This window comes from Sphingobium sp. FW305-3-2-15-F-TSA7, from assembly GCF_058787155.1.
The window spans coordinates 37,287-56,456 of record NZ_JBYSZM010000026.1 but is presented as its reverse complement, the minus strand read 5'-3'; the positions used below and the strand labels follow the sequence as shown (position 1 = coordinate 56,456).

Genomic DNA, 19,170 nt, shown 5'->3' with positions numbered 1-19,170 from the left:
ATCGACGAACGCCTGAAAAGAGTCTCAACGCGGCGAGAGCGCCGCCACGCCGGGCAGCACCTTGCCCTCCATCCATTCGAGGAAAGCGCCACCGGCGGTCGATACGAATGTGAAATCCCCGGCGACGCCTGCATGGTTGAGCGCGGCGACGGTGTCCCCGCCCCCGGCGACCGACACCAGCGAGCCTTCCTTGGTGAGCGCGGCGGCGGTACGCGCCAGCGCGACGGTCGCGGTGTCGAAAGGCGGGGTTTCGAACGCGCCCATCGGGCCGTTCCACACCAGGGTCCGGCAGGTCTTGAGCACATCCGCGAGCGCCTCGACCGCGGCAGGGCCGACGTCGAGGATCATCTCGTCGGCAGCGACTTCGTGGACATTGACGGTGCGCGTCGGCGGATTGGGTGCGAACTGGGTCGCGACGACGACGTCATAGGGCAGATGGACGGTGCAGTTCGCCTTGTCCGCCGCGTCGAGGATCTCCTCAGCGGTGCCGGTCAGATCGTGCTCGCACAGCGACTTGCCGACATCGACGCCGCGCGCGGCCAGGAAGGTATTGGCCATGCCGCCGCCGATGATCAGGTGATCGACCTTGGCGACCAGATGGCGCAGCACGTCGAGCTTGGTCGAAACCTTGGCGCCACCGACGACCGCAGCCACCGGATGCTCGGGATTGCCCAGCGCCTTGCCGAGCGCGTCGAGCTCGGCCTCCATCTGGCGTCCGGCAAAGGCGGGCAAGGCGCGTGCCAGCCCCTCGGTCGAGGCATGGGCGCGGTGCGCCGCGGAGAAAGCGTCGTTGACGTAGAAGTCGCCGAGCGCGGCCATGCCAGCGACCAGCTCGGGATCGTTCTTCTCTTCGCCGGCGTGGAAGCGCGTATTTTCGAGGATCGCGATCTCGCCCGGATTCATGCCCGCCACGGCGGACTGGGCGATCTCACCCTGGCAATCGGGGATGAAGCGGACTTCGCGGCCAAGCACCCCAGCATAGGCGCGCGTCAGCAGCGCCAACGACATGGTCGGGTGGATCTGCCCCTTGGGCCGTCCGAAATGCGCCAGGACCAGGACGATCGCCCCGCGATCGGCAAGCTCAGTCACGGTGGGCAGCGTCGCACGCATCCGGGTATCGTCGGTCACACGGCCATCGGCCACGGGCACGTTCAGATCCTCACGCACAAGCACGCGCTTGCCGGCGATGTCGCCCATCTCGTCCATCGTCCGATACGCCGCCATCATGTGTCTCCGATTTCGATTTCAATTGGGTCGCCGACCCGGATCTCTCCGGGGACGATCACGCGCGCCAGCGCACCACCGCGCCAGCCCGGCGTCAATGCCGTTTTCAAGCCTGGCGATATCTCGTCCATGCGGCTGCACGGATCGCATTCCTGTGTGATCAGCAGCTTCAGATCATCGCCGATCCGCACGATCGCGCCTTCGGCTTCGAACAGCGCGATGCCTTCGACCAGCAGATTGGCGCGGCGCGCGAACCAGTCGATCTCGGTGCCAAGTTCGGCATTGGCGGCCGCCCAGTCGTCCTTGCGGATCAGCGAGACTTGTCGCCGTCCCTTGCCGCCCGGCTTCACCGTCCCGCGGAAATCGCCGTCAATTCCGCCATCGATCGAGACATGGACGGATTCCACAGTCTCGATCGGTCCGCGCGGCCGCCCATGGCGCGCAATGCCCAGCAGGCGGCCGGCCATCGTCAGATCAGCGCCGCCATCGCGGTCGCGGTGTCAACCATGCGGTTGGAGAAGCCCCATTCATTGTCGTACCAGGAAACGACGCGGACCAGCTTGCCCTCGATCACCGCAGTCTCGAGGCTATCGACGGTCGAGCTTGCGGGGTTGTGGTTGAGGTCGATCGAGACCAGGGGCTCGTCGGTGAAGGCGAGAATGCCCTTGAGCGGGCCACTCTCCGACGCCGCCTTGAGGATCGCATTGACCTCGTCGCGCGTGGTGTCGCGGCTCGGCGTGAAGGTCAGGTCGACCAGCGAGACGTTGGGCGTCGGCACGCGGACCGAAGATCCGTCGAGCTTGCCCTTCAGTTCGGGCAGCACCTCACCCACCGCACGCGCGGCGCCGGTGGTAGTCGGGATCATCGACATCGCGGCGGCACGCGCACGGCGCGGATCGCTGTGGATCTGGTCGAGGATCTTCTGATCGTTGGTATAGGCGTGGATCGTCGTCATCAGACCGCGTTCGATGCCGATCGAATCGTTGAGCACCTTGGCGACGGGCGCCAGGCAGTTGGTCGTGCACGACGCGTTCGAGACGATGGTGTGCTCGGCGGTCAGCTTGTCGTTGTTCACGCCATAGACGACGGTCAGGTCGACGCCCTTGGCGGGCGCCGAGATCAGCACGCGCTTGGCGCCGGCATCGAGATGCTTCTGCGCGCTTTCGCGGTCGGTGAAGAAACCGGTGCATTCCAGCGCGATATCGACGCCCAGATCGGCGTGCGGCAGGTTCGCCGGATCGCGTTCGGCGGTGACGCGGATGCGCTTGCCATCGACGACGATGTCGTTGCCGTCGACTTCGACGGTGCCCGGATAGGGGCCATGGACCGAATCGCGCTTGAACAGCTGCGCGTTCGACTTGGCGTCCGCCAGGTCGTTGATCGCAACCAGTTCGAGCTCGCCGCCGCCACGCTCGAGGATCGCGCGTGCCACCAGGCGTCCGATGCGTCCGAAACCGTTGATCGCAACCTTGACTGCCATGTCATACTCCTCGTTGAAGACCCGCCCGGCCGCTGGGGCCGGTGAACATCATGCTCGGTCGTTGAGCGCCGCCAGGATTTGCGGCGCGATCTTGGGCGCGGTCAGCCCGAAATGGTCGTACAGCACTTCCGCAGGTGCGGAGGCGCCGAAGCTCTCCATGCCGAAGCGCAGCCCGTCAATTCCCGTGTAGCGTTCCCACCCCATGGTGGAGCCCGCCTCGATCGAAACGCGCAGCACGCCGTCGGGCAGCACGTCGCGGCGATACTCGGCCGGCTGCGCATCGAAACGCGACCAGCATGGCATCGAGACGACGTCTGCGCCGATGCCCTGGGCTTCGAGCGCCGTGCGCACCGCGACCGCTATCTCGACTTCCGAACCGCTGGCGATGAGCACCACGCGGCGCGCGGCCTCGGCCGCGACGAGCCGGTACGCGCCCTTTGCGCTGTAATTCTCGCGCGCATCGGTGCGGAGCTGCGGCAGATTCTGGCGGGTCAGTGCGAGCAGCGACGGACCGTCGGCCTTTTCGAGCGAGAGCGCCCAGCATTCGGCGGTCTCGACCACATCGCACGGGCGATACACGTCGAGATTGGGGATGAGGCGCAGCGACATCACATGCTCGACCGGCTGATGGGTCGGGCCGTCTTCGCCGAGACCGATCGAATCATGCGTCATCACATAGACGACGCGGATCTGCTGGAGCGCCGACAGCCGGATCGCCGGCCGGCAATAATCGGAAAAGACCAGGAAAGTGCCGCCATAGGGAATGACGCCGCCATGCAGCGCCATGCCGTTCATCGCCGCGGACATGCCGAACTCGCGAATGCCGTAATAGACATAGCGGCCCGAATAATCGTCGCGGGTCAGCGGGCCCGTTGACTTGGTCTTGGTGTTGTTGGATCCGGTGAGATCCGCCGAACCGCCGATCGTTTCCGGTACGACGGCGTTGATCGCCTCCAGCGCCATTTCGGACGCCTTGCGCGTCGCGACGGTCTTGGGATCGGCGATCAGGCCATCGATATAGGTCTTGATCGCAGCGCCTTCGGGCAGGATGCCCGCCATGCGCCGTTCGAACTCGCCGCGATCGGCATGGCCGGCCAGGCGGCCTTCCCACGCCGTGCGCGCATCGGCGCCGCGTACGCCGGCCTTCAGCCATTCGTCGCGAATGTCTTGCGGCACTTCGAAAGGCGGCCAGCTCCAGCCCAGAGTCTCGCGCGCGGCCGCGATTTCCTCGGCACCCAGCGGACTGCCATGGGTGGCAGAGGTGCCCTGCTTGTTAGGCGCGCCTTTGCCGATAATGGTGCGGCAGCGGACCAGCGACGGACGCGGATCGGCGAGCGCGGCATCGAAAGCGCGCGCAATATCGTCCATGTCATGGCCGTCGCACGCGACGGTGTGCCAGCCCGATGCGTCGTAGCGCGCCTGCACGTCCTCGCTCGACGACAGGTTCACCGCACCGTCGATGGTGATGCGATTATCGTCCCACAGCACGATCAGGCGGCCCAGGCCAAGATGACCGGCAAGGCCGACCGCTTCGTGATTGATTCCTTCCATCAGGCAGCCGTCGCCGGCGATCACCCAGGTGTGATGATCGACGACATCGTCGCCAAAGCCGGCGTTCAAATGCCGTTCGGCCAGCGCCATGCCCACCGCGGTCGCGAGCCCCTGGCCCAGCGGCCCGGTGGTCGTCTCGATCCCGGCCAGCTCGAAATTCTCGGGATGCCCCGCGCAAGGGCTGCCGAGCTGGCGGAAATTGCGGATGTCGTCGAGCGTGGGACGCGCGTAACCGGTGAGATGGAGCAGCGAATAGGCCAGCATCGAGCCATGGCCCGCCGACAGCACGAACCGGTCGCGGTCCGCCCATTTGGGCGCTTGCGGATCGAACTTGAGATAGCGGGTGAACAGCACCGTCGCGACGTCCGCCATGCCCATCGGCATGCCGGGATGGCCGGAATTCGCCGCCTGCACGGCATCCATCGACAGCGCCCGGATGGCGTTGGCGAGTTCGCGAGGCGAGACAGTCATGATTTTCCCCGATGGGCCCGGAAAGGGTCGATGGCGCAGACGCCGAGTCGCGCCGCGCGGTTCCTTTGTCTGCTGAGCGCCGAGGCGTCAACCTGCCGGGGCCGGCCGCCTGTCATGTTTCTGCCACACTTGCTCCCCGGCGCAGCCGTGGTATTTCACACAGAATGTCAGAAGACCGGCTTATCCTCGCAATAGGACGGATGGAACGGGCGCTGGCGCGGGTCGAGGCGTCCGCCGTCAGTCCCGCCGTGCCCGCCATCGAAACGAACATGGTGGACGAAAGCGCCCATCGTTCGCTGCAGGATCGGCACGATCGGCTCAAGACGCGCGTGGAGGCCGCGATCGCCGCACTCGACGGAATCATCGCGAAAGGCTGAGGGGATGGCCGAAGTATCGATCCAGATCGGGGGGCGCAGCTACTCCGTTCATTGTCGCGACGGCGAAGAAGAGCATCTTCGCCGCATCGCCGGGCTTGTCGACGCCAAGGCGCAGGACGCCGAGCGCGCGGTCGGCGGCATCAACGAAACGCGGCAATTGCTGCTCGCGGCGCTGCTGCTGGCCGACGAACTCAACGACAAGGGCGCAGCGCCTGCCGCCGCCCACCCCGCCCCGCTGGCGGCCGAGCCACAGAAACCGGCCATTTATCAGCCGGATTTCGCGCCGATCATCGAAAAGCTCGCCGCCCGGCTCGAAAGTCTGGCGGAAAGGCTTGAGGGTGATCCCGGCAATCCCTAGATTGGAAAGTGGCGGGCACTGCCCGATACGAGCCTTTGAACATCCCTGAGGCGATTATCCATCCATGGGGGCTGTCCCTGAGCAGATCCAGGTCTGTCTTATATGGTCCCCACCTGACGTTAACGGCGTCAGAGGATATTCCGGCAAACGGTCACGGTGGTCCCGCCAACCACTCCAGCCCCAATGACCGATAAACGGCCGATCCGCGCAGCATTGCGCGCGCGACGCGATTCGTTTGTCGCGGCGCTCGACGATTCGGATCGCATGACCGCCGCCGACGCGGTCGCACGGCTGCTCGAAGGGGAGATCGCGCAGGCACGATGCGTCGCGGGCTATATGCCGCTCGGCAGCGAATTTCCCGTACAGGCCGCGCTCGAACGCGCCGCGGCGCTCGGTCGCGCCACCGCGCTGCCCATCGTCACCGCCCGCGATAGTGCCATGCACTTCGCGCCATGGCGCCCCGGCGACGCGCTGACAGCCGGTTGGGCCGGGCTGGCACAGCCCGACACCGACGTCGGCGTCGTCCCGGACCTGATTCTCGCACCGCTCGTCGGATTCGATCGCACACTCGGCCGGCTCGGCCAGGGTGCCGGATTCTACGATCGCTATTTTGCGGAAACGCCCCATGCGCGGCGAATCGGCATTGCCTGGGCATGCCAGGAAATGGATGCAATCCCGACCGATCCATGGGATGTGCCGCTCCACGCGATCGTCACCGAACTGGAATGGATTGGACCACCGACATGACACCAAGCTGGCGCAAGCCTGTCGGAATGCTGCTGATCCTGCTGATCCTGGTCCTGTGGTGCGTGATCACCGTCACATTGGTCGAGGCCGTCGCCCTGCCCGTCTGGGCACAGGGAATCGCGTTCCTCGCCATGGGCCTTGCCTGGCTGTGGATCTTTCCGATGCGACGCATGCTGCGCTGGATGGAACTCGGCCGCTGGCGCGATTGAGCGCCTTCGAGATGGCCGGCCTCACTGGTCGGCTCACGATCAGAACCAGTGCCTAGAGCATCGTGCGGAAAAGCGGGAACCGGTTTTCCGCAAAAACGATGCGATCACAAATAGCTAGAGCAAGCCGCGCGATTCACATTTCGCGCAGCTTGCTCTAGATATTGATTCGCCCGGATCGAGGCTTCCTTTGCACTGTCATTCCCGAGAAAGCGCACAGGTGTCCGGGATTTGTTGCGGGTCTGCAGCATGAAGCCTGATAGCTCCGGGGGATGCACGGGGTCACCGGGTGTTGAGACAGGATTTGCCGTCCATATTCCCGGCACACCCACAGACCCGCACATCCTGAGGAACCGTTGAGCCTGGCGAAACGGTGCCTCGAAGGACGCACCATGCATCCAGCGTCCTTCGAGACAAGCCTTCGATACGCTGCTGCGCAGCTACTCAGTCTTTCCTCAGGATGTGCGGGTTCAGAAGAGCGCTAAAGATGAGGTCGCATCTGTCCGAATCGCCGGGCCGCCATCTTTCCAGAATCCCGGACACCAATGCGCGAACGCGGGAATGACGCGGCTCAAGTCGACCCAGCTGGATCAGACCCTAGCGAACGAAATCCACGGTCGATCGCGTGACGGGCCGCTCTGCGGTCTCGTGTCTGACTGATGCTTGTCCGGGGTATCCTCACCCCGGCGGACTGCGCCAAACCTTTTCATAAGTCCTTGAAAAGGTGGCGCGAGTGACGGGGCTCGAACCCGCGACCTCCGGCGTGACAGGCCGGCGCTCTAACCAACTGAGCTACACCCGCTTGCGCGGTGAGGCGTGGCAACTAGGCGAGGCATCGGTACCTGTCAAGCGCCTCAAACAGAGCTTGTTGGATAGACCTCCTGAACCTCGTCTTCGGCATGGGTCAGCGTGCCTTCCTCGAACAGGAAACCCGCGATATCCGGGCGTCCGGCGGCGGCCATCACCGTCTTGACGATGATCAGCAAAGGCACGGCCAGCAATGCGCCGGGCGTGCCCCACACCCATCCCCAGAAGCTCAACGAGATCAGAATCAGCAGAGGATTGATCGTGAGGCGCCGCCCCACCACCATCGGCGTGATCACATTGGCCTCAATCAGGTGGAACAGAATCTGGATGACCGCCGGCAGCAATGCCCACCACAGATCCGAAAAGGTCATCAGTCCGCCCATGGCGAGCAGCAGCGCCGCCAGAATCGGTCCGAGATAGGGAATGTAGTTGAGCAGCGCGACGATACCGCCCCACATCAGCGGCGACGGCATGCCGACCAGATAGAGCGCGAGCGCGACGCACAGGCCGAGCACCAGATTGATCGCGGTGATCGTCCCGAGATAGGCCGATGTCGCGTCGACCAGATTCTGGATCACCCGCGCCGTCGCGAGCGCGCCGTCGAAACTGCCGCGGCTGGTGATGGTGCGCTCACGCAGGCGCGTCCATCCGGCGAGGAAAAAATAGATCAGCAGCAGCGCGAAGAACATCTGGATCAGCGCATATGGCGCGGACGTCGCGACCAGATCGAGCAGCGAGCGTGGCGCCGTGACCGCCACGGTCTGCGCCGCCGCCACCGGGCCGCTCGCGATCATCGCGATGCTGTCGTCGATGAAGCGCTGCAGATTCGAATAGAAATCGATCAGCGGCGCAAGATTCGCCTGAATCAGGCCGATTCGTTCGGGCAGCACGCGGAACCATTCGGCGGCCGGCACGACGATCGAGACAAGCACGAGATTCGCGGCGACCAGGAACAGCAGCACGCACAACAAAGCCGCCAGCGACGAAGGCAGGCCGCGGCGTTGCAGCCATTCGAGCCCTGGCACCATCGCGATCGCGATCACCAGCGAAGCGGTGACGGGCAGGAAGAATTCGGATCCGGCGCGCAATGCGAAGGGCAGCCCCAGCAACAGGCCGATCCCGGCGATCAGCGTCAGCGCGGCAAGCAGCCGGTCGCGATGCCAATCCACGCGATGAGGGTGACCATGCGGCGTTTCGACGCCTTCATTCTGCTGGTTTTTCTCCCTGCTCTCCATCCCCCGAAACCTAGCCCTGCGCATCCGCGCTGTCATCAGCGAACTCGGCGGCGAAGTTGGGGTGATAACAGGGTTAATCCTTTGTTTTCCAATTTCTGGCATCCCGGTTCTGGGGTTCGCCCCACGGGGGATTTCGAAGTCTGACCGGATCGCCGCGGGCCCTGCGCCCGCCGCATCCGCACGCGCGCCGTCCACCGATTGAGTATCGATCGACGGAGACCGCATGAAGAAGCCCTTTCTGTTTGCCCTTGGCCTGATCGTTCCCGGCACCGCGCTGGCGGCCGATCCGGTGTCGCTCACGAGCACGGTGTTCGTTGAGAAGACGTCGACAGGCACCCAGGGCCGCAACCGCGTCGTGCTGGAACCGCCGGGGCGAATGTCGCCGGGCGACCGGCTGGTCTTCATGCTCAATTATCGCAGCGTCGGCACGCGCTCGATCGGCGATTTCGTCGTGACCAACCCGATGCCCGCGGCCGTCGCCTATCAGGGCACCTCGGATCCCAGCGCGGTGGTTTCCATCGATGGCGGTCGACGCTGGGGACAACTCAGCCAATTGAAGGTCACCGAACGCGACGGCAGCATCCGAAGCGCGCGGCCCGAGGACGTCACTCATGTCCGCTGGACACTCAATCCCGCCACCGGCAGCGCCGGGCGGCTGATGTTCCGCGGGGTCGTGCGGTAAGCGAACGGTAGGACAAATGCCGTCGCTCCAGCGAAAGCTGGAGCCCATGCGATGCATCCAGCATCGGTGCGCTTGAAAGCCTGCATAGGCTCCAGCTTTCGCTGGAGCGACATCCGGGTGGATATTGCGCCCTATTTTTTCAAATCGCGCGCGATCGCGGCTCTCGCGCCCTTGCCATAGGGCGGCTTGAGGCCGGCCAGTTTCGCGACATCGATCTTCGGCTGGCGATAGACGCTCTTGGCATGGCTGAAGGTCCGGAAACCATCCTGGCCATGATAGCTGCCCATGCCCGAGGGGCCGACGCCGCCAAAGGGCAGGTCTTCCATCGAGACGTGGAAGATGACGTCGTTGACGGTCACCCCGCCCGAGATCGTCCGGTCGAGCACGGTCCGCTCCTCGGCCCCGTCGGTGCCGAAATAATAAAGGCCGAGCGGCCGGTCATGCGCGTTGACGTAATCGATCGCCTCGCCGACCTCGCGATAGGTCTTCACCGGCAGGATCGGCCCGAAAATCTCCTCCTGCATCACCGCCATATCGTCGCTGACATTTCGGACGATATGGAGCGGCATCTTCTGCCCGTTCGACGCGGCGAAATCCTCATTGGCCGGATTGACCTCGATCACCTCGGCGCCCTTGGCGCGGGCATCGTCCAGATACCCCTTGAGCCGGGTCACATGCCGGCCATTCACCACCGACGTATAGTCGGGATTGGCCAGCAAGCTGGGATAAAGCGACGATGCGGCGGCGCAGATGCCCTCGACCATCGCCGCTTCCTTGTCCTCGGGCACGAGCAGATAATCGGGCGCCAGGCAGATCTGGCCGGCATTGAGCATCTTGCCGAGCGCGATTCGCTCCGACGCCTGGGCGATATCGGCGCCGCGCCCGATGATCGTCGGCGATTTGCCCCCCAGTTCGAGCGTGACGGGCGTCAGGCTGTCGGCGGCGGCGTGCAGGATATGGCGGCCGACCGCCGTCGCGCCGGTGAATATAAGATGGTCGAAGGGAAGCGCCGAGAACGCTTTTCCAACCTCCGGACCGCCCGAGAAAAAGGCCAGTTCGGTCGGCTGGAAATAGCGCGGTGCAAGGTCTTCGAGCAGCGCGGCGACGCCCGGCGTATATTCCGAGGATTTGACCATGACGCGGTTGCCCGCGGCAAATGCGCCACCGATCGGCCCCATGGTCAGTTGCACCGGGAAGTTCCACGGTGCGATCACGCCGATCACGCCCTTTGGCTGATATTCGACGCGCGCGCGGGCACCGAGCAGGCCAAGCGGAAAGTCGAGCTTGCGCTTTTCGGGGCGGGCCCAGCCATCGACATGGCGGATGGCATGTTTGAGCGCGCGGATCGACGCGACGATATCGGTGATCATCGATTGTTCGCGGCTGCGATGGCCGAAATCGTCGGACAGCGCGTCGCACAGGGCATCGCTGTTTTCGACAAGCAGCGCGATGCAGCGTTTCAGCCGGTCCTTGCGCACTGCGATCGAGACCGGCAGCTCGGCCATGAATGCCGCGCGTTGCGCCTCAAGAACCGCCTGCATCGCCCACTCCCGTTTCGATTTGGGACTGAGTTTGACGCGGATCGCCGATCTTGTCGAATCAAAGCATCGGGGCGCTACCCTGCCACAGCAGCCAGAGTGGCCAAGCAGCGATGGCGAGAAGCGCGCCAAGCGCGATGCGCGTCGATCCCGTCACCACCCCGCCCCGCGCCCTGTGCCCCAGCACTGTCGCCAGCCCGGCGAGACAGGCGAGCAGCAACACGAACGGCAATGCCTGCCAGCCGAGCCAGGCGCCGATCCCGGCCAGCAATTTGGGATCGCCGCCGCCCAGCCCCTCGCGACGGCGCAGCGTCTTGTAGGTCCAGGCAATCAGCGACAATCCGACATAGCCGGCAAGCGCACCGATGATCCGCGCATAGGCCTGATCGGGCTGGAGCAGCGCCGCGGCGACGATACCGATCGCCATCAGCGGCAGGGTCAGATGATCGGGCAGCCAGAAATGCTCGACATCGAGCACGGCGAGCGCGAGCAGGAACCAGCCGAAGATCGCACCGGACAGGCCGACCAGATCGGGCGAGACGAACAGGGCACTGGCGCCGATCAGTGCCGCCGCCAGCTCGATTGCGATCAGTCGGCCGTCGATCCGGGCGCCGCATCCCTTGCAGCGCCCCTGCTGCACGAGGAAGCTCAGCAGCGGCACCAGTTCGAGCGGCCCGAGCACCCGGCCACAGGATTCGCAGCCAGAGCGACCGCCTGTCGACTGGCCGCGCGGCCAGCGCGTGACGAGCACCGCGATGAAGCTGCCGAAAATCGCGCCGAGCGCGAAGCCGGCCAATGGCAGCCAGTCTTCTGACATAGCCCTAGCGCGTCACCCCAGCGAAAGCTGGGGTCTGCCAACCAGATCGCGCCCATTCTGTCGGGAGCCCCCAGCTTTCGCTGGGGTGACGTGTCTCGGAACGGCCGATCAACACCTACCCGCCCGCCTGCGCAACGATCCGCTCGGCCTGCTTCACATGCGGCCTGTCGATCATCTTGCCGTCGAGCGACAATGCGCCTGCATCCGGGTTCGCCGCGAATGCTGCGATCACCGCGCGGGCATGCGCCACTTCGGCCTCGCTCGGCGTGAAAGCGGCATTGATCACCGGGATCTGCGTCGGATGGATCGCCATCATGCCGGTAAAGCCGTCGCGCCGCGCGCGCGCGGCATAGGCGGCGAGCCCGTCGAGATCCTTGAATGCGGGATAGACCGTCTCGATCGGCGCAACGCCCGCGGCAGCCGCGCCGAACAAGGTCAACGACCGTGCCAGCTGATAGGGCGGCGTATAGCTGCCATCCTCCTCACGCGAGGTGGACGCGCCGATCGCGGCGGGCAAATCCTCCGCCCCCCAGGTCAGCCCGGCAAGCCGCGTCGTGACGCCGCCATAGGTGCCCATCTGGAAGATCGCGGCGGCCGTCTCGCTGGCGATGGGCAGGATGCGGCATCCGTCCGCCCCCGCCCAGTCGAGCTTGGAATCTAGCTCCTTGAGCGACGCGGCTCCTTCCGCCTTGGGCAGCATGATGCCATCGGGCTTTCCGGGCAGCACCGCGGCGAGATCGTCATCGGCCATTCCCGAATCGAGCGGATTGATCCGCACGAACAGCGGCACGATGCGGTCGCGATCGAGAAAAGCGCGAATGGCCGCGCGCGCCTCGTCCTTGCGGGTGGCGGCAACCGCATCTTCGAGATCGAGGATCAGTGCGTCGGCGCTCATGTCCAGCGCCTTTTCCATACGCTCCGGCCGGTCGCCGGGCACGAAGAGCAGCGAGCGCAATCTCATGATTCAGTTCCTCCACCACCGTTTGTCCCGAGCGAAGTCGAGGGACTATGCCGAGCGAAGCCGAGGCTCAACGTTCTCGGCTTCGCTCGAACGGGTGTCTCGACTTCGCTCGACACGAACGGAATGGGATGGCTCATGCCGGCTTCTTCCGAAGCAGGGCCGCGCGCAGGCAGCGACAGACGACTTCGTCGCGCTGGTTGATCAGTTCGTGCAGGAAGGTGACGATGCCGGCATCGGCATGCGAACGGCTGCCGCGGACTTCTTCGACCAGCGAGGTCGCGCGCATCGTGTCGCCGATAAAGACGGGCTTGGGCATCGTCACCTTGTCATAGCCGAGATTGGCGACAAGCGTGCCCAATGTGGTGTCGCCCACCGACAGGCCGACCATCAGCGCGAAAGTGAAGGTACCATTGACCAGGATCTGGCCGAACGGGCTCGCCTTTGCGGCTTCCACGTCCAGGTGCAGCGGCTGCGGATTATGCGTCATGGTCGAGAAGAGCAGATTGTCGGTCTCGGTGACGGTGCGGCGGATCTCGTGCTCGATCCGGTCGCCCACCAACCATTCGTCGAAATATCGTCCGGCCATTGCTGTCAGTCCTCAGCGTTACGGCGCGTCCGTAGAATTGGCGCGCGCAGGGTTCAACATTCTTGCGCGATCTCGAAGATGCTGACGCATCCGAGATCGGCTCGCTCAAGCGCCGCGCGGGCTTTGCCAAGGTTCGACGAATCGTCGCTCATCAAACCTTGGGTCAGTCGAGAGTCAATTTGAAGCCGTAATGGCTCCTCTCCCAGCCCAGGCGCTCGTAGAAGCGGTGCGCCTCCGGCCTGTTCCGCATCGATGTGAGCTGGACCATGCCGCAACCGCGTGCCCGGCAGCGCTCGACCGCCCATGCGATCATGATGCTGCCCAGCCCCTGGCCGCGCGGGGCGTTGGCGATGCGGACCGCCTCGACCTGCCCGCGCCAGCGCCCGCGATAGGAAAGGCCGGGCAGATAGCTGAGCTGCATCGTGCCGATCACCTGTCCGTCGCGTTCGGCGACGATCAGGTCCTGGTTGGGCAAGGACGCGATCGCATCGAAGGCGGCTTCATAGCCGGGATCGAGCGGCAGCCGCGCATCTTCCCGCAACGCACCGTTCGCGTCATCGGCCAACAGTGCGACGATCGCGGGCAGATCGTCCCGAACCGCTTCCCGCATAAGAAGCGCGCCGGCCATGTCTATTCCGCCTTGTCGATCCGGACAAGCAGCGCCCCTTCGGACACTTGCCCACCGACCTCGGCATTGAGCTCGGCGACCGTCCCGTCGAAGGGCGCGGTCAGCGAATGCTCCATCTTCATCGCCTCGAGCGTGACGAGCTTCTGCCCCTTGGTCACCGAAGCGCCGGCGACCACGTCGACCGCAATGATACGGCCAGGCATGGGGGAAAGGATCGCGCCATCGGATGCGCCGGCACCTCCCGCCGAACCGCGCGGTTCGTAGCGGCGGAACGCATAGGTCTTGCCCAGCATCGGATGGATGGCGACACCGTCGATCACATCGGTGAAGACCGGATCATAGCTCGGTCCCGCTTCGAATTCGATCAGCGCACCTGCTTCGTCGGCCAGACGCAACCGCCTGTCGGCAGCGCGGTTCAACCGGAAACCGGAACGCTGGTTCCAGACCGATGTATCTTCGGCCGGAAGCAGCGCTTCGGCCGCGCTGTTCAGAACGCCATCGTTCGGCGGATCGATTGCCGTCAGCCGCTCGAGATTGTCGCCGATATAACCGGTCTGCACGTTTCCGGAGAGAAACGCGTCATCGCGCAGCAGCTTCACCAGGAAGGCCGCGTTGGTGCGGACGGGCCAGATGGAAAGATTGAGCAGTTCGTCGGCAACGCCCTCGGCCGCTTCCTCGCGCGTCTCGCCGTGAAAGATGATCTTGGCGATCATCGGATCGTAAAATGGGCTGATCGCATCGCCCTCGACGACGCCGGTGTCGATGCGGGCACCCGAATGGAAGGCGTCGAGCGAGAAGCGCGTCAGCGGCCCGGTCGACGGCAGGAAGCCGGTCGTCGGATCCTCGGCATAAAGCCGTGCCTCCATGGCCCAGCCATCGATGGACAGTTCGTCCTGACGCCTGGGCAGTGGCTCGCCGCTGGCGACGCGTAATTGCCATTCGACCAGGTCCTGGCCAGTGATTTCCTCGGTCACCGGATGCTCGACCTGCAGCCGGGTGTTCATCTCCATGAACCAGATGCGGTCGGCACGCAGGCCTTCGCTGGCGTCGGCGATGAATTCGATCGTGCCGGCGCCAACATAATCGACCGCCTTCGCGGCCCTGACCGCCGCCGCGCAGATCGCTTCGCGCGTGGCTTCGTCCATGCCGGGCGCCGGGGCTTCCTCGATCACCTTCTGGTGGCGGCGCTGCAGCGAACAGTCGCGCTCGAACAGATGGACGACGTCGCCATGCGTGTCGCCGAACACCTGCACCTCGATATGGCGCGGGCTCAATATATATTTCTCGATCAGCACGCGGTCGTCGCCGAAGGACGACGCCGCCTCGCGCTTGCACGACAGCAGCGCGTCGGCAAAGTCGGCCGCAGCATCGACGCGACGCATGCCCTTGCCGCCGCCGCCCGCGACCGCCTTGATCAGCACGGGATAGCCGATCGCATCGGCCTCCGCCTTGAGGCGATCGGGATCCTGATCCTCACCCAGATAGCCGGGTGTGACCGGCACGCCGGCCGCGATCATCCGTTCTTTCGCGGCATCCTTCAGACCCATGGCGGTGATGCTGGCGGGATTGGGACCGACCCAGACGAGGCCGGCGTCGATCACCGATTGCGCGAACTCCGCATTCTCGGAGAGGAAACCATAGCCGGGATGGATCGCCTCGGCGCCGGTCGCCCTGGCCGCCGCGACGATCTTTTCGCCGATCAGGTAGGATTCGCGCGCGATCGACGGGCCGATATGCACCGCTTCGTCCGCCTCGCGGACATGGAGCGCCTTCGCATCGGCGTCCGAATAGACGGCGACGGTGCGGATGCCGAGGCGACGCGCGGTGCGGATGATGCGGCACGCGATCTCGCCGCGATTGGCGATGAGCAGGGATTGGATCACGTCAGTCCTCGCAGCCGGTTGTGCGTTGCGACCAGGTGACGTTCAGCACCTTCCACTGGCCGTTCTCCCGCAACATATCGAAATGATTGACGCCGCAATGATGCGGCTTGCCCTCGACCAGCAGAACATAGCGCCCCCACACCATCGCGATATCGCCGTCGATATCGATCGCGGGATTGGTCATGCGCTCTTCCAGCCGCTGCGGGCCGGGCTTGATGCCGCCCGCGAAATCGGCCCAGCTCATCCGCCGGATCGTACGGCCGCCATCGGGCTTTTCGACCGCGACGGTCGCCATGCCCTCGGGGCGGACCTGCGCCAGGATCGCCTGGCCGTCATGTGCGGTCAGGCCTGCGAAGATCCCGTTGACGGGCACCATCACCGCAGCTTCCTCGCTGCCGTCGAGCGGGATCGGATTGGCGGGGGGCAGCTTTTCCGACTGGGCGGCGGCAAGCAGCAAAAGCGGAAGGATTGGGGTCATATTTCGGTCCTCACATCCGGAACACGCCGAAGGCCGGGCGATCGGCGATCGGCGCTTCGAGCGTCGCGGAGAAAGCCAGGCCCAGCACGTCACGGGTCTGGGCCGGATCGATGATGCCGTCATCCCATAGCCGCGCGGTGGCGTGCCAGGGATTGCCCTCATCCTCATAGCGCTGACGCACCGGCGCCTTGAAGGCCTCGGCTTCCTCGGGCGTCCATTTGTCGGCATCGCGGTGAACGGTCGCGAGCACCGAGGCCGCCTGCTCGCCGCCCATCACCGAGATGCGGCTGTTGGGCCAGGTGAACAGGAAACGCGGGCTATAGGCGCGGCCGCACATACCGTAATTGCCGGCGCCGAAACTGCCGCCGATCAGTACGGTGATCTTGGGCACGGTCGCGGTCGCCACCGCCGTCACCAGCTTGGCGCCATGCTTGGCGATGCCCTCGGCCTCGTACTTGCCGCCGACCATGAAGCCCGAGATATTCTGGAGGAACAGCAAGGGGATGCGGCGCTGGCAGGCAAGCTCGATGAAATGCGCGCCCTTCACCGCGGACTCGCTGAACAGCACGCCGTTGTTCGCGAGGATCGCGACCGGAATGCCCCAGATATGCGCGAAGCCGCAGACGAGCGACGTGCCGTACAGCGCCTTGAACTCGTGGAATTCGCTGCCGTCGACCAGCCGCGCGATCACCTCGTGCACGTCATAAGGCGCGCGCACATCCTGCGGGATGACGCCGTAAAGCTCCTCGGGATCGAATTTCGGTGCACGCGGCTCGGCCACATTCACGCGCGGATCATGCGGCACGCCCAGCGTCGAGACGATGTCGCGCACGATGGTCAGCGCATGTTCGTCATTCTCCGCGACATGATCGACCACGCCCGACTTGCGGCCATGGAGATCGCCGCCGCCCAGATCCTCGGCACTGATCACTTCGCCCGTCGCCGCCTTCACCAGCGGCGGGCCGGCGAGGAAGATCGTACCCTGGTTGCGGACGATCACGGTCTCGTCGGACATTGCGGGCACATAGGCGCCGCCCGCGGTGCAGCTGCCCATCACGCAGGCGATCTGCGGAATGCCGAGCGCGGACATGTTCGCCTGGTTGAAGAAGATGCGCCCGAAATGCTCGCGGTCGGGAAAGACCTCCGCCTGGTGCGGCAGATTGGCACCGCCGCTGTCGACCAGATAGATGCAAGGCAGCCGGTTGGCCTCGGCGATCTCCTGCGCGCGGAGATGCTTCTTCACCGTCATCGGATAATAGGTGCCACCCTTCACCGTCGCGTCATTGGCGACGATCATGCACTGGCGGCCGGAGACACGGCCGATGCCGGCGATCATGCCGGCGCCGGGCACCTCGCCCCCATACATGTCGCATGCCGCGAGCTGGCCGATCTCGAGAAAGGGCGAACCGGGATCGAGCAGATGCTCGACGCGGTCGCGCGGCAGCAGCTTGCCACGCGACACATGCCGTTCGCGCGACGAGGCACCGCCGCCGAGCGCCGCTTTTGCGACATCGGCATGAAGCTGGTCGGCCAAGGCGCGATTATGCGCGGCATTGGCACGAAACCCCTCGCTCTCGGGGGAAAGCTTGCTGTCCAATATGGGCGCGCTCACGCCGTGTCCTCCTTGGGGTCCTTGCCCATAATCAGATAACGCCAGACGCCGATCAGGTTGATGACGAGCAGAATGACATTCTGCACACCGATCCCCTCGCTTTCGTCCTGCAGGAAACCCCAGCCGATCAGCGCGATCGACGAGGTCACGAAAATCACGAATGCCCATCCCGTCGGCCGCCGCCCGAGGTTGAGCGACACGATCAGTGCCGCCACCGCGCCGGCCGCCGCGCCATACCATTGCAGCGCGGTCAGGATGGTGTCGTTCATGCAGCGCCGATCAGTTCACGACCGATCAGCATGCGCCGGATCTCGTTGGTGCCGGCGCCGATATCGAGCAGCTTGGCATCGCGCATGTAACGCTCGACCGGCCAGTCCTTGGTATAGCCCGCACCGCCCAGCGCCTGGATCGCTTCCAGTCCGACCTTCACCGCGTTCTCCGACGCCAGCAGGATCGCACCCGCCGCATCGAAGCGCGTCGTACGCCCGACATCGCAAGACCGCGCGACCGCATAGACATAGGCGCGCGCCGATTGCAGCGCGACATACATGTCGGCGATCTTGGCCTGCATCAGCTGGAACGCGCCGATCGGCTTGCCGAACTGCTTGCGCTCACGAACATAGGGAATGACGGTGTCGAGACAGGCCTGCATGATGCCGAGCTGGATGCCCGCAAGCACCGCGCGCTCATAATCGAGGCCCGACATCAGCACGCCGACGCCGCCGTTCAGCGGCCCCATGATATTGTCGTCGGGCACGAAACAGTCGTTGAAGACCAGTTCCGCCGTCGGCGAACCGCGCATGCCCATCTTGTCGAGCTTCTGGCCGATCGAGAAACCGGGCATATCCTTTTCGATCAGGAATGCGGTGATGCCGCGCGATCCCTCTCCGGTCTTGGCATAGACCACCAAAGTGTCGGCATAGGCCGCATTGGTGATCCAGAATTTGGTGCCGTTGAGCAGATGGCCGCCATCGCGCTGCTCAGCGCGCAGCTTCATGCCGACCACGTCGGAACCCGCCCCCGTCTCCGACATCGCCAGCGAACCGACATGTTCGCCCGAGATCAGCTTGGGCAGATATTTCGCCTTTTGCTCGGGATTGGCCCAGCGGCGGATCTGGTTGACGCACAGATTGGAATGGGCGCCATAGGACAGGCCGATCGACGCCGACGCCCGGCTGACTTCCTCCACCGCGATGACATGTTCGAGATAACCGAGACCCAGGCCGCCATCCGCTTCCTCGACGGTGATGCCGTGCAGGCCGAGCGCGCCCATTTCGGGCCAGAGGTCGCGCGGGAACCAGTCGTCCGCGTCGATCTTCGCGGCGAGGGGCGCGATGCGATCCTCGGCGAAGCGGCGCGTGCTCTCACGGATCATTTCGGCATTTTCGCCGAGCGCGAAATCGAAATCGGGGGTGGCGGTCATTGCGTGTCTCTCCTGGCGGGCAGGCTATCCCATGGCAGCTGCGCTGTCATAGCCCGGCGAGCATTATCGTAAAAATTGAAATTGATCCGTCACTCGCATAGATAAA

20 protein-coding genes and 1 tRNA gene are annotated in these 19,170 nt (G+C 64.9%); 5 read left to right on the top strand and 16 right to left on the bottom strand.

The window, feature by feature from the left end; translation table 11 throughout:
* Nucleotides 1–24: 24 nt before the first annotated feature.
* From AC3WN8_RS19940 to tkt, 4 genes are read right to left on the bottom strand one after another with little or no spacing between them, the layout of a single operon-like run.
* Entirely contained in the window at nt 25–1,224 is a 1,200-nt protein-coding gene (locus AC3WN8_RS19940; RefSeq protein WP_492671224.1) for a phosphoglycerate kinase, read from the bottom strand.
* Nucleotides 1,224–1,691, bottom strand: coding sequence for an MOSC domain-containing protein (locus AC3WN8_RS19935; protein ID WP_492671223.1), 468 nt, complete (start codon nt 1,689–1,691; stop codon nt 1,224–1,226). The genes AC3WN8_RS19940 and AC3WN8_RS19935 overlap by 1 nt, the downstream gene beginning before the upstream one ends.
* Before the next feature lie 2 nt (nt 1,692–1,693).
* Nucleotides 1,694–2,704, bottom strand: a complete 1,011-nt coding sequence (gap, locus tag AC3WN8_RS19930) for a type I glyceraldehyde-3-phosphate dehydrogenase (protein ID WP_492671222.1) — start codon at nt 2,702–2,704, stop codon at nt 1,694–1,696.
* Between the two features lie 48 nt (nt 2,705–2,752).
* A complete protein-coding gene (tkt, locus tag AC3WN8_RS19925; RefSeq protein WP_492671221.1) occupies nt 2,753–4,726 on the bottom strand; it encodes a transketolase in 1,974 nt (657 codons plus the stop codon).
* A gap of 200 nt (nt 4,727–4,926) precedes the next feature.
* Between tkt and AC3WN8_RS19920 the strand changes: the two genes are divergently transcribed.
* The 4 genes from AC3WN8_RS19920 to AC3WN8_RS19905 all read left to right on the top strand — a co-directional run bounded on the left by AC3WN8_RS19920 (nt 4,927) and on the right by AC3WN8_RS19905 (nt 6,417).
* Nucleotides 4,927–5,103, top strand: a complete 177-nt coding sequence (locus AC3WN8_RS19920) for a hypothetical protein (RefSeq protein WP_492671220.1) — start codon at nt 4,927–4,929, stop codon at nt 5,101–5,103.
* 4 nt (nt 5,104–5,107) lie between these two features.
* On the top strand, nt 5,108–5,461 hold the full coding sequence (gene zapA, locus AC3WN8_RS19915; protein ID WP_492671219.1) for a cell division protein ZapA: 354 nt from the start codon (nt 5,108–5,110) through the stop codon (nt 5,459–5,461).
* Nucleotides 5,462–5,644: 183 nt separating this feature from the next.
* Nucleotides 5,645–6,208 (top strand): 5-formyltetrahydrofolate cyclo-ligase, encoded by a 564-nt coding sequence (locus tag AC3WN8_RS19910; protein ID WP_492671218.1) that lies wholly within the window; start codon nt 5,645–5,647, stop codon nt 6,206–6,208.
* A complete protein-coding gene (locus AC3WN8_RS19905; RefSeq protein WP_492671217.1) occupies nt 6,205–6,417 on the top strand; it encodes a DUF2842 domain-containing protein in 213 nt (70 codons plus the stop codon). Before AC3WN8_RS19910 ends, AC3WN8_RS19905 begins: the two co-directional genes overlap by 4 nt.
* A 722-nt stretch (nt 6,418–7,139) precedes the next feature.
* Here AC3WN8_RS19905 and AC3WN8_RS19900 read toward each other — a convergent pair.
* Nucleotides 7,140–7,216, bottom strand: a tRNA-Asp gene (locus tag AC3WN8_RS19900).
* A 52-nt stretch (nt 7,217–7,268) separates the two neighbouring features.
* Nucleotides 7,269–8,456, bottom strand: a complete 1,188-nt coding sequence (locus AC3WN8_RS19895; protein ID WP_492671216.1) for an AI-2E family transporter — start codon at nt 8,454–8,456, stop codon at nt 7,269–7,271.
* Nucleotides 8,457–8,679: 223 nt separating this feature from the next.
* On the opposite strand from AC3WN8_RS19895, the gene AC3WN8_RS19890 reads away from it, so the two are divergent.
* Nucleotides 8,680–9,138: a hypothetical protein gene (locus tag AC3WN8_RS19890; protein WP_492671215.1), complete on the top strand. Its 459-nt coding sequence runs from the start codon at nt 8,680–8,682 to the stop codon at nt 9,136–9,138.
* Nucleotides 9,139–9,269: 131 nt separating this feature from the next.
* Here AC3WN8_RS19890 and AC3WN8_RS19885 read toward each other — a convergent pair whose 3' ends face one another.
* From AC3WN8_RS19885 to AC3WN8_RS19840, 10 genes are all read right to left on the bottom strand, one after another.
* Nucleotides 9,270–10,721, bottom strand: a complete 1,452-nt coding sequence (locus AC3WN8_RS19885) for a coniferyl aldehyde dehydrogenase (RefSeq protein ID WP_492671255.1) — start codon at nt 10,719–10,721, stop codon at nt 9,270–9,272.
* 16 nt (nt 10,722–10,737) lie between these two features.
* Entirely contained in the window at nt 10,738–11,493 is a 756-nt protein-coding gene (locus AC3WN8_RS19880; RefSeq protein WP_492671214.1) for a prepilin peptidase, read from the bottom strand.
* Nucleotides 11,494–11,608: 115 nt separating this feature from the next.
* Entirely contained in the window at nt 11,609–12,454 is an 846-nt protein-coding gene (locus tag AC3WN8_RS19875) for an HpcH/HpaI aldolase/citrate lyase family protein (protein ID WP_492671213.1), read from the bottom strand.
* A 133-nt stretch (nt 12,455–12,587) separates the two neighbouring features.
* Complete coding sequence (locus AC3WN8_RS19870) at nt 12,588–13,040, bottom strand: MaoC family dehydratase (RefSeq protein WP_492671212.1); 453 nt, start codon at nt 13,038–13,040, stop codon at nt 12,588–12,590.
* 163 nt (nt 13,041–13,203) lie between these two features.
* Complete coding sequence (locus tag AC3WN8_RS19865; RefSeq protein WP_492671211.1) at nt 13,204–13,668, bottom strand: GNAT family N-acetyltransferase; 465 nt, start codon at nt 13,666–13,668, stop codon at nt 13,204–13,206.
* 2 nt (nt 13,669–13,670) lie between these two features.
* On the bottom strand, nt 13,671–15,551 hold the full coding sequence (locus AC3WN8_RS19860; RefSeq protein WP_492671210.1) for an acetyl/propionyl/methylcrotonyl-CoA carboxylase subunit alpha: 1,881 nt from the start codon (nt 15,549–15,551) through the stop codon (nt 13,671–13,673).
* Nucleotide 15,552: 1 nt separating this feature from the next.
* Nucleotides 15,553–16,029, bottom strand: a complete 477-nt coding sequence (locus AC3WN8_RS19855; protein ID WP_492671209.1) for a nuclear transport factor 2 family protein — start codon at nt 16,027–16,029, stop codon at nt 15,553–15,555.
* Between the two features lie 10 nt (nt 16,030–16,039).
* A complete protein-coding gene (locus AC3WN8_RS19850) occupies nt 16,040–17,641 on the bottom strand; it encodes a carboxyl transferase domain-containing protein (RefSeq protein WP_492671208.1) in 1,602 nt (533 codons plus the stop codon).
* Nucleotides 17,638–17,910, bottom strand: a complete 273-nt coding sequence (locus tag AC3WN8_RS19845; RefSeq protein ID WP_492671207.1) for a hypothetical protein — start codon at nt 17,908–17,910, stop codon at nt 17,638–17,640. The genes AC3WN8_RS19850 and AC3WN8_RS19845 overlap by 4 nt, the downstream gene beginning before the upstream one ends.
* A complete protein-coding gene (locus AC3WN8_RS19840) occupies nt 17,907–19,064 on the bottom strand; it encodes an isovaleryl-CoA dehydrogenase (RefSeq protein ID WP_492671206.1) in 1,158 nt (385 codons plus the stop codon). Before AC3WN8_RS19840 ends, AC3WN8_RS19845 begins: the two co-directional genes overlap by 4 nt.
* Nucleotides 19,065–19,170: the final 106 nt, after the last annotated feature.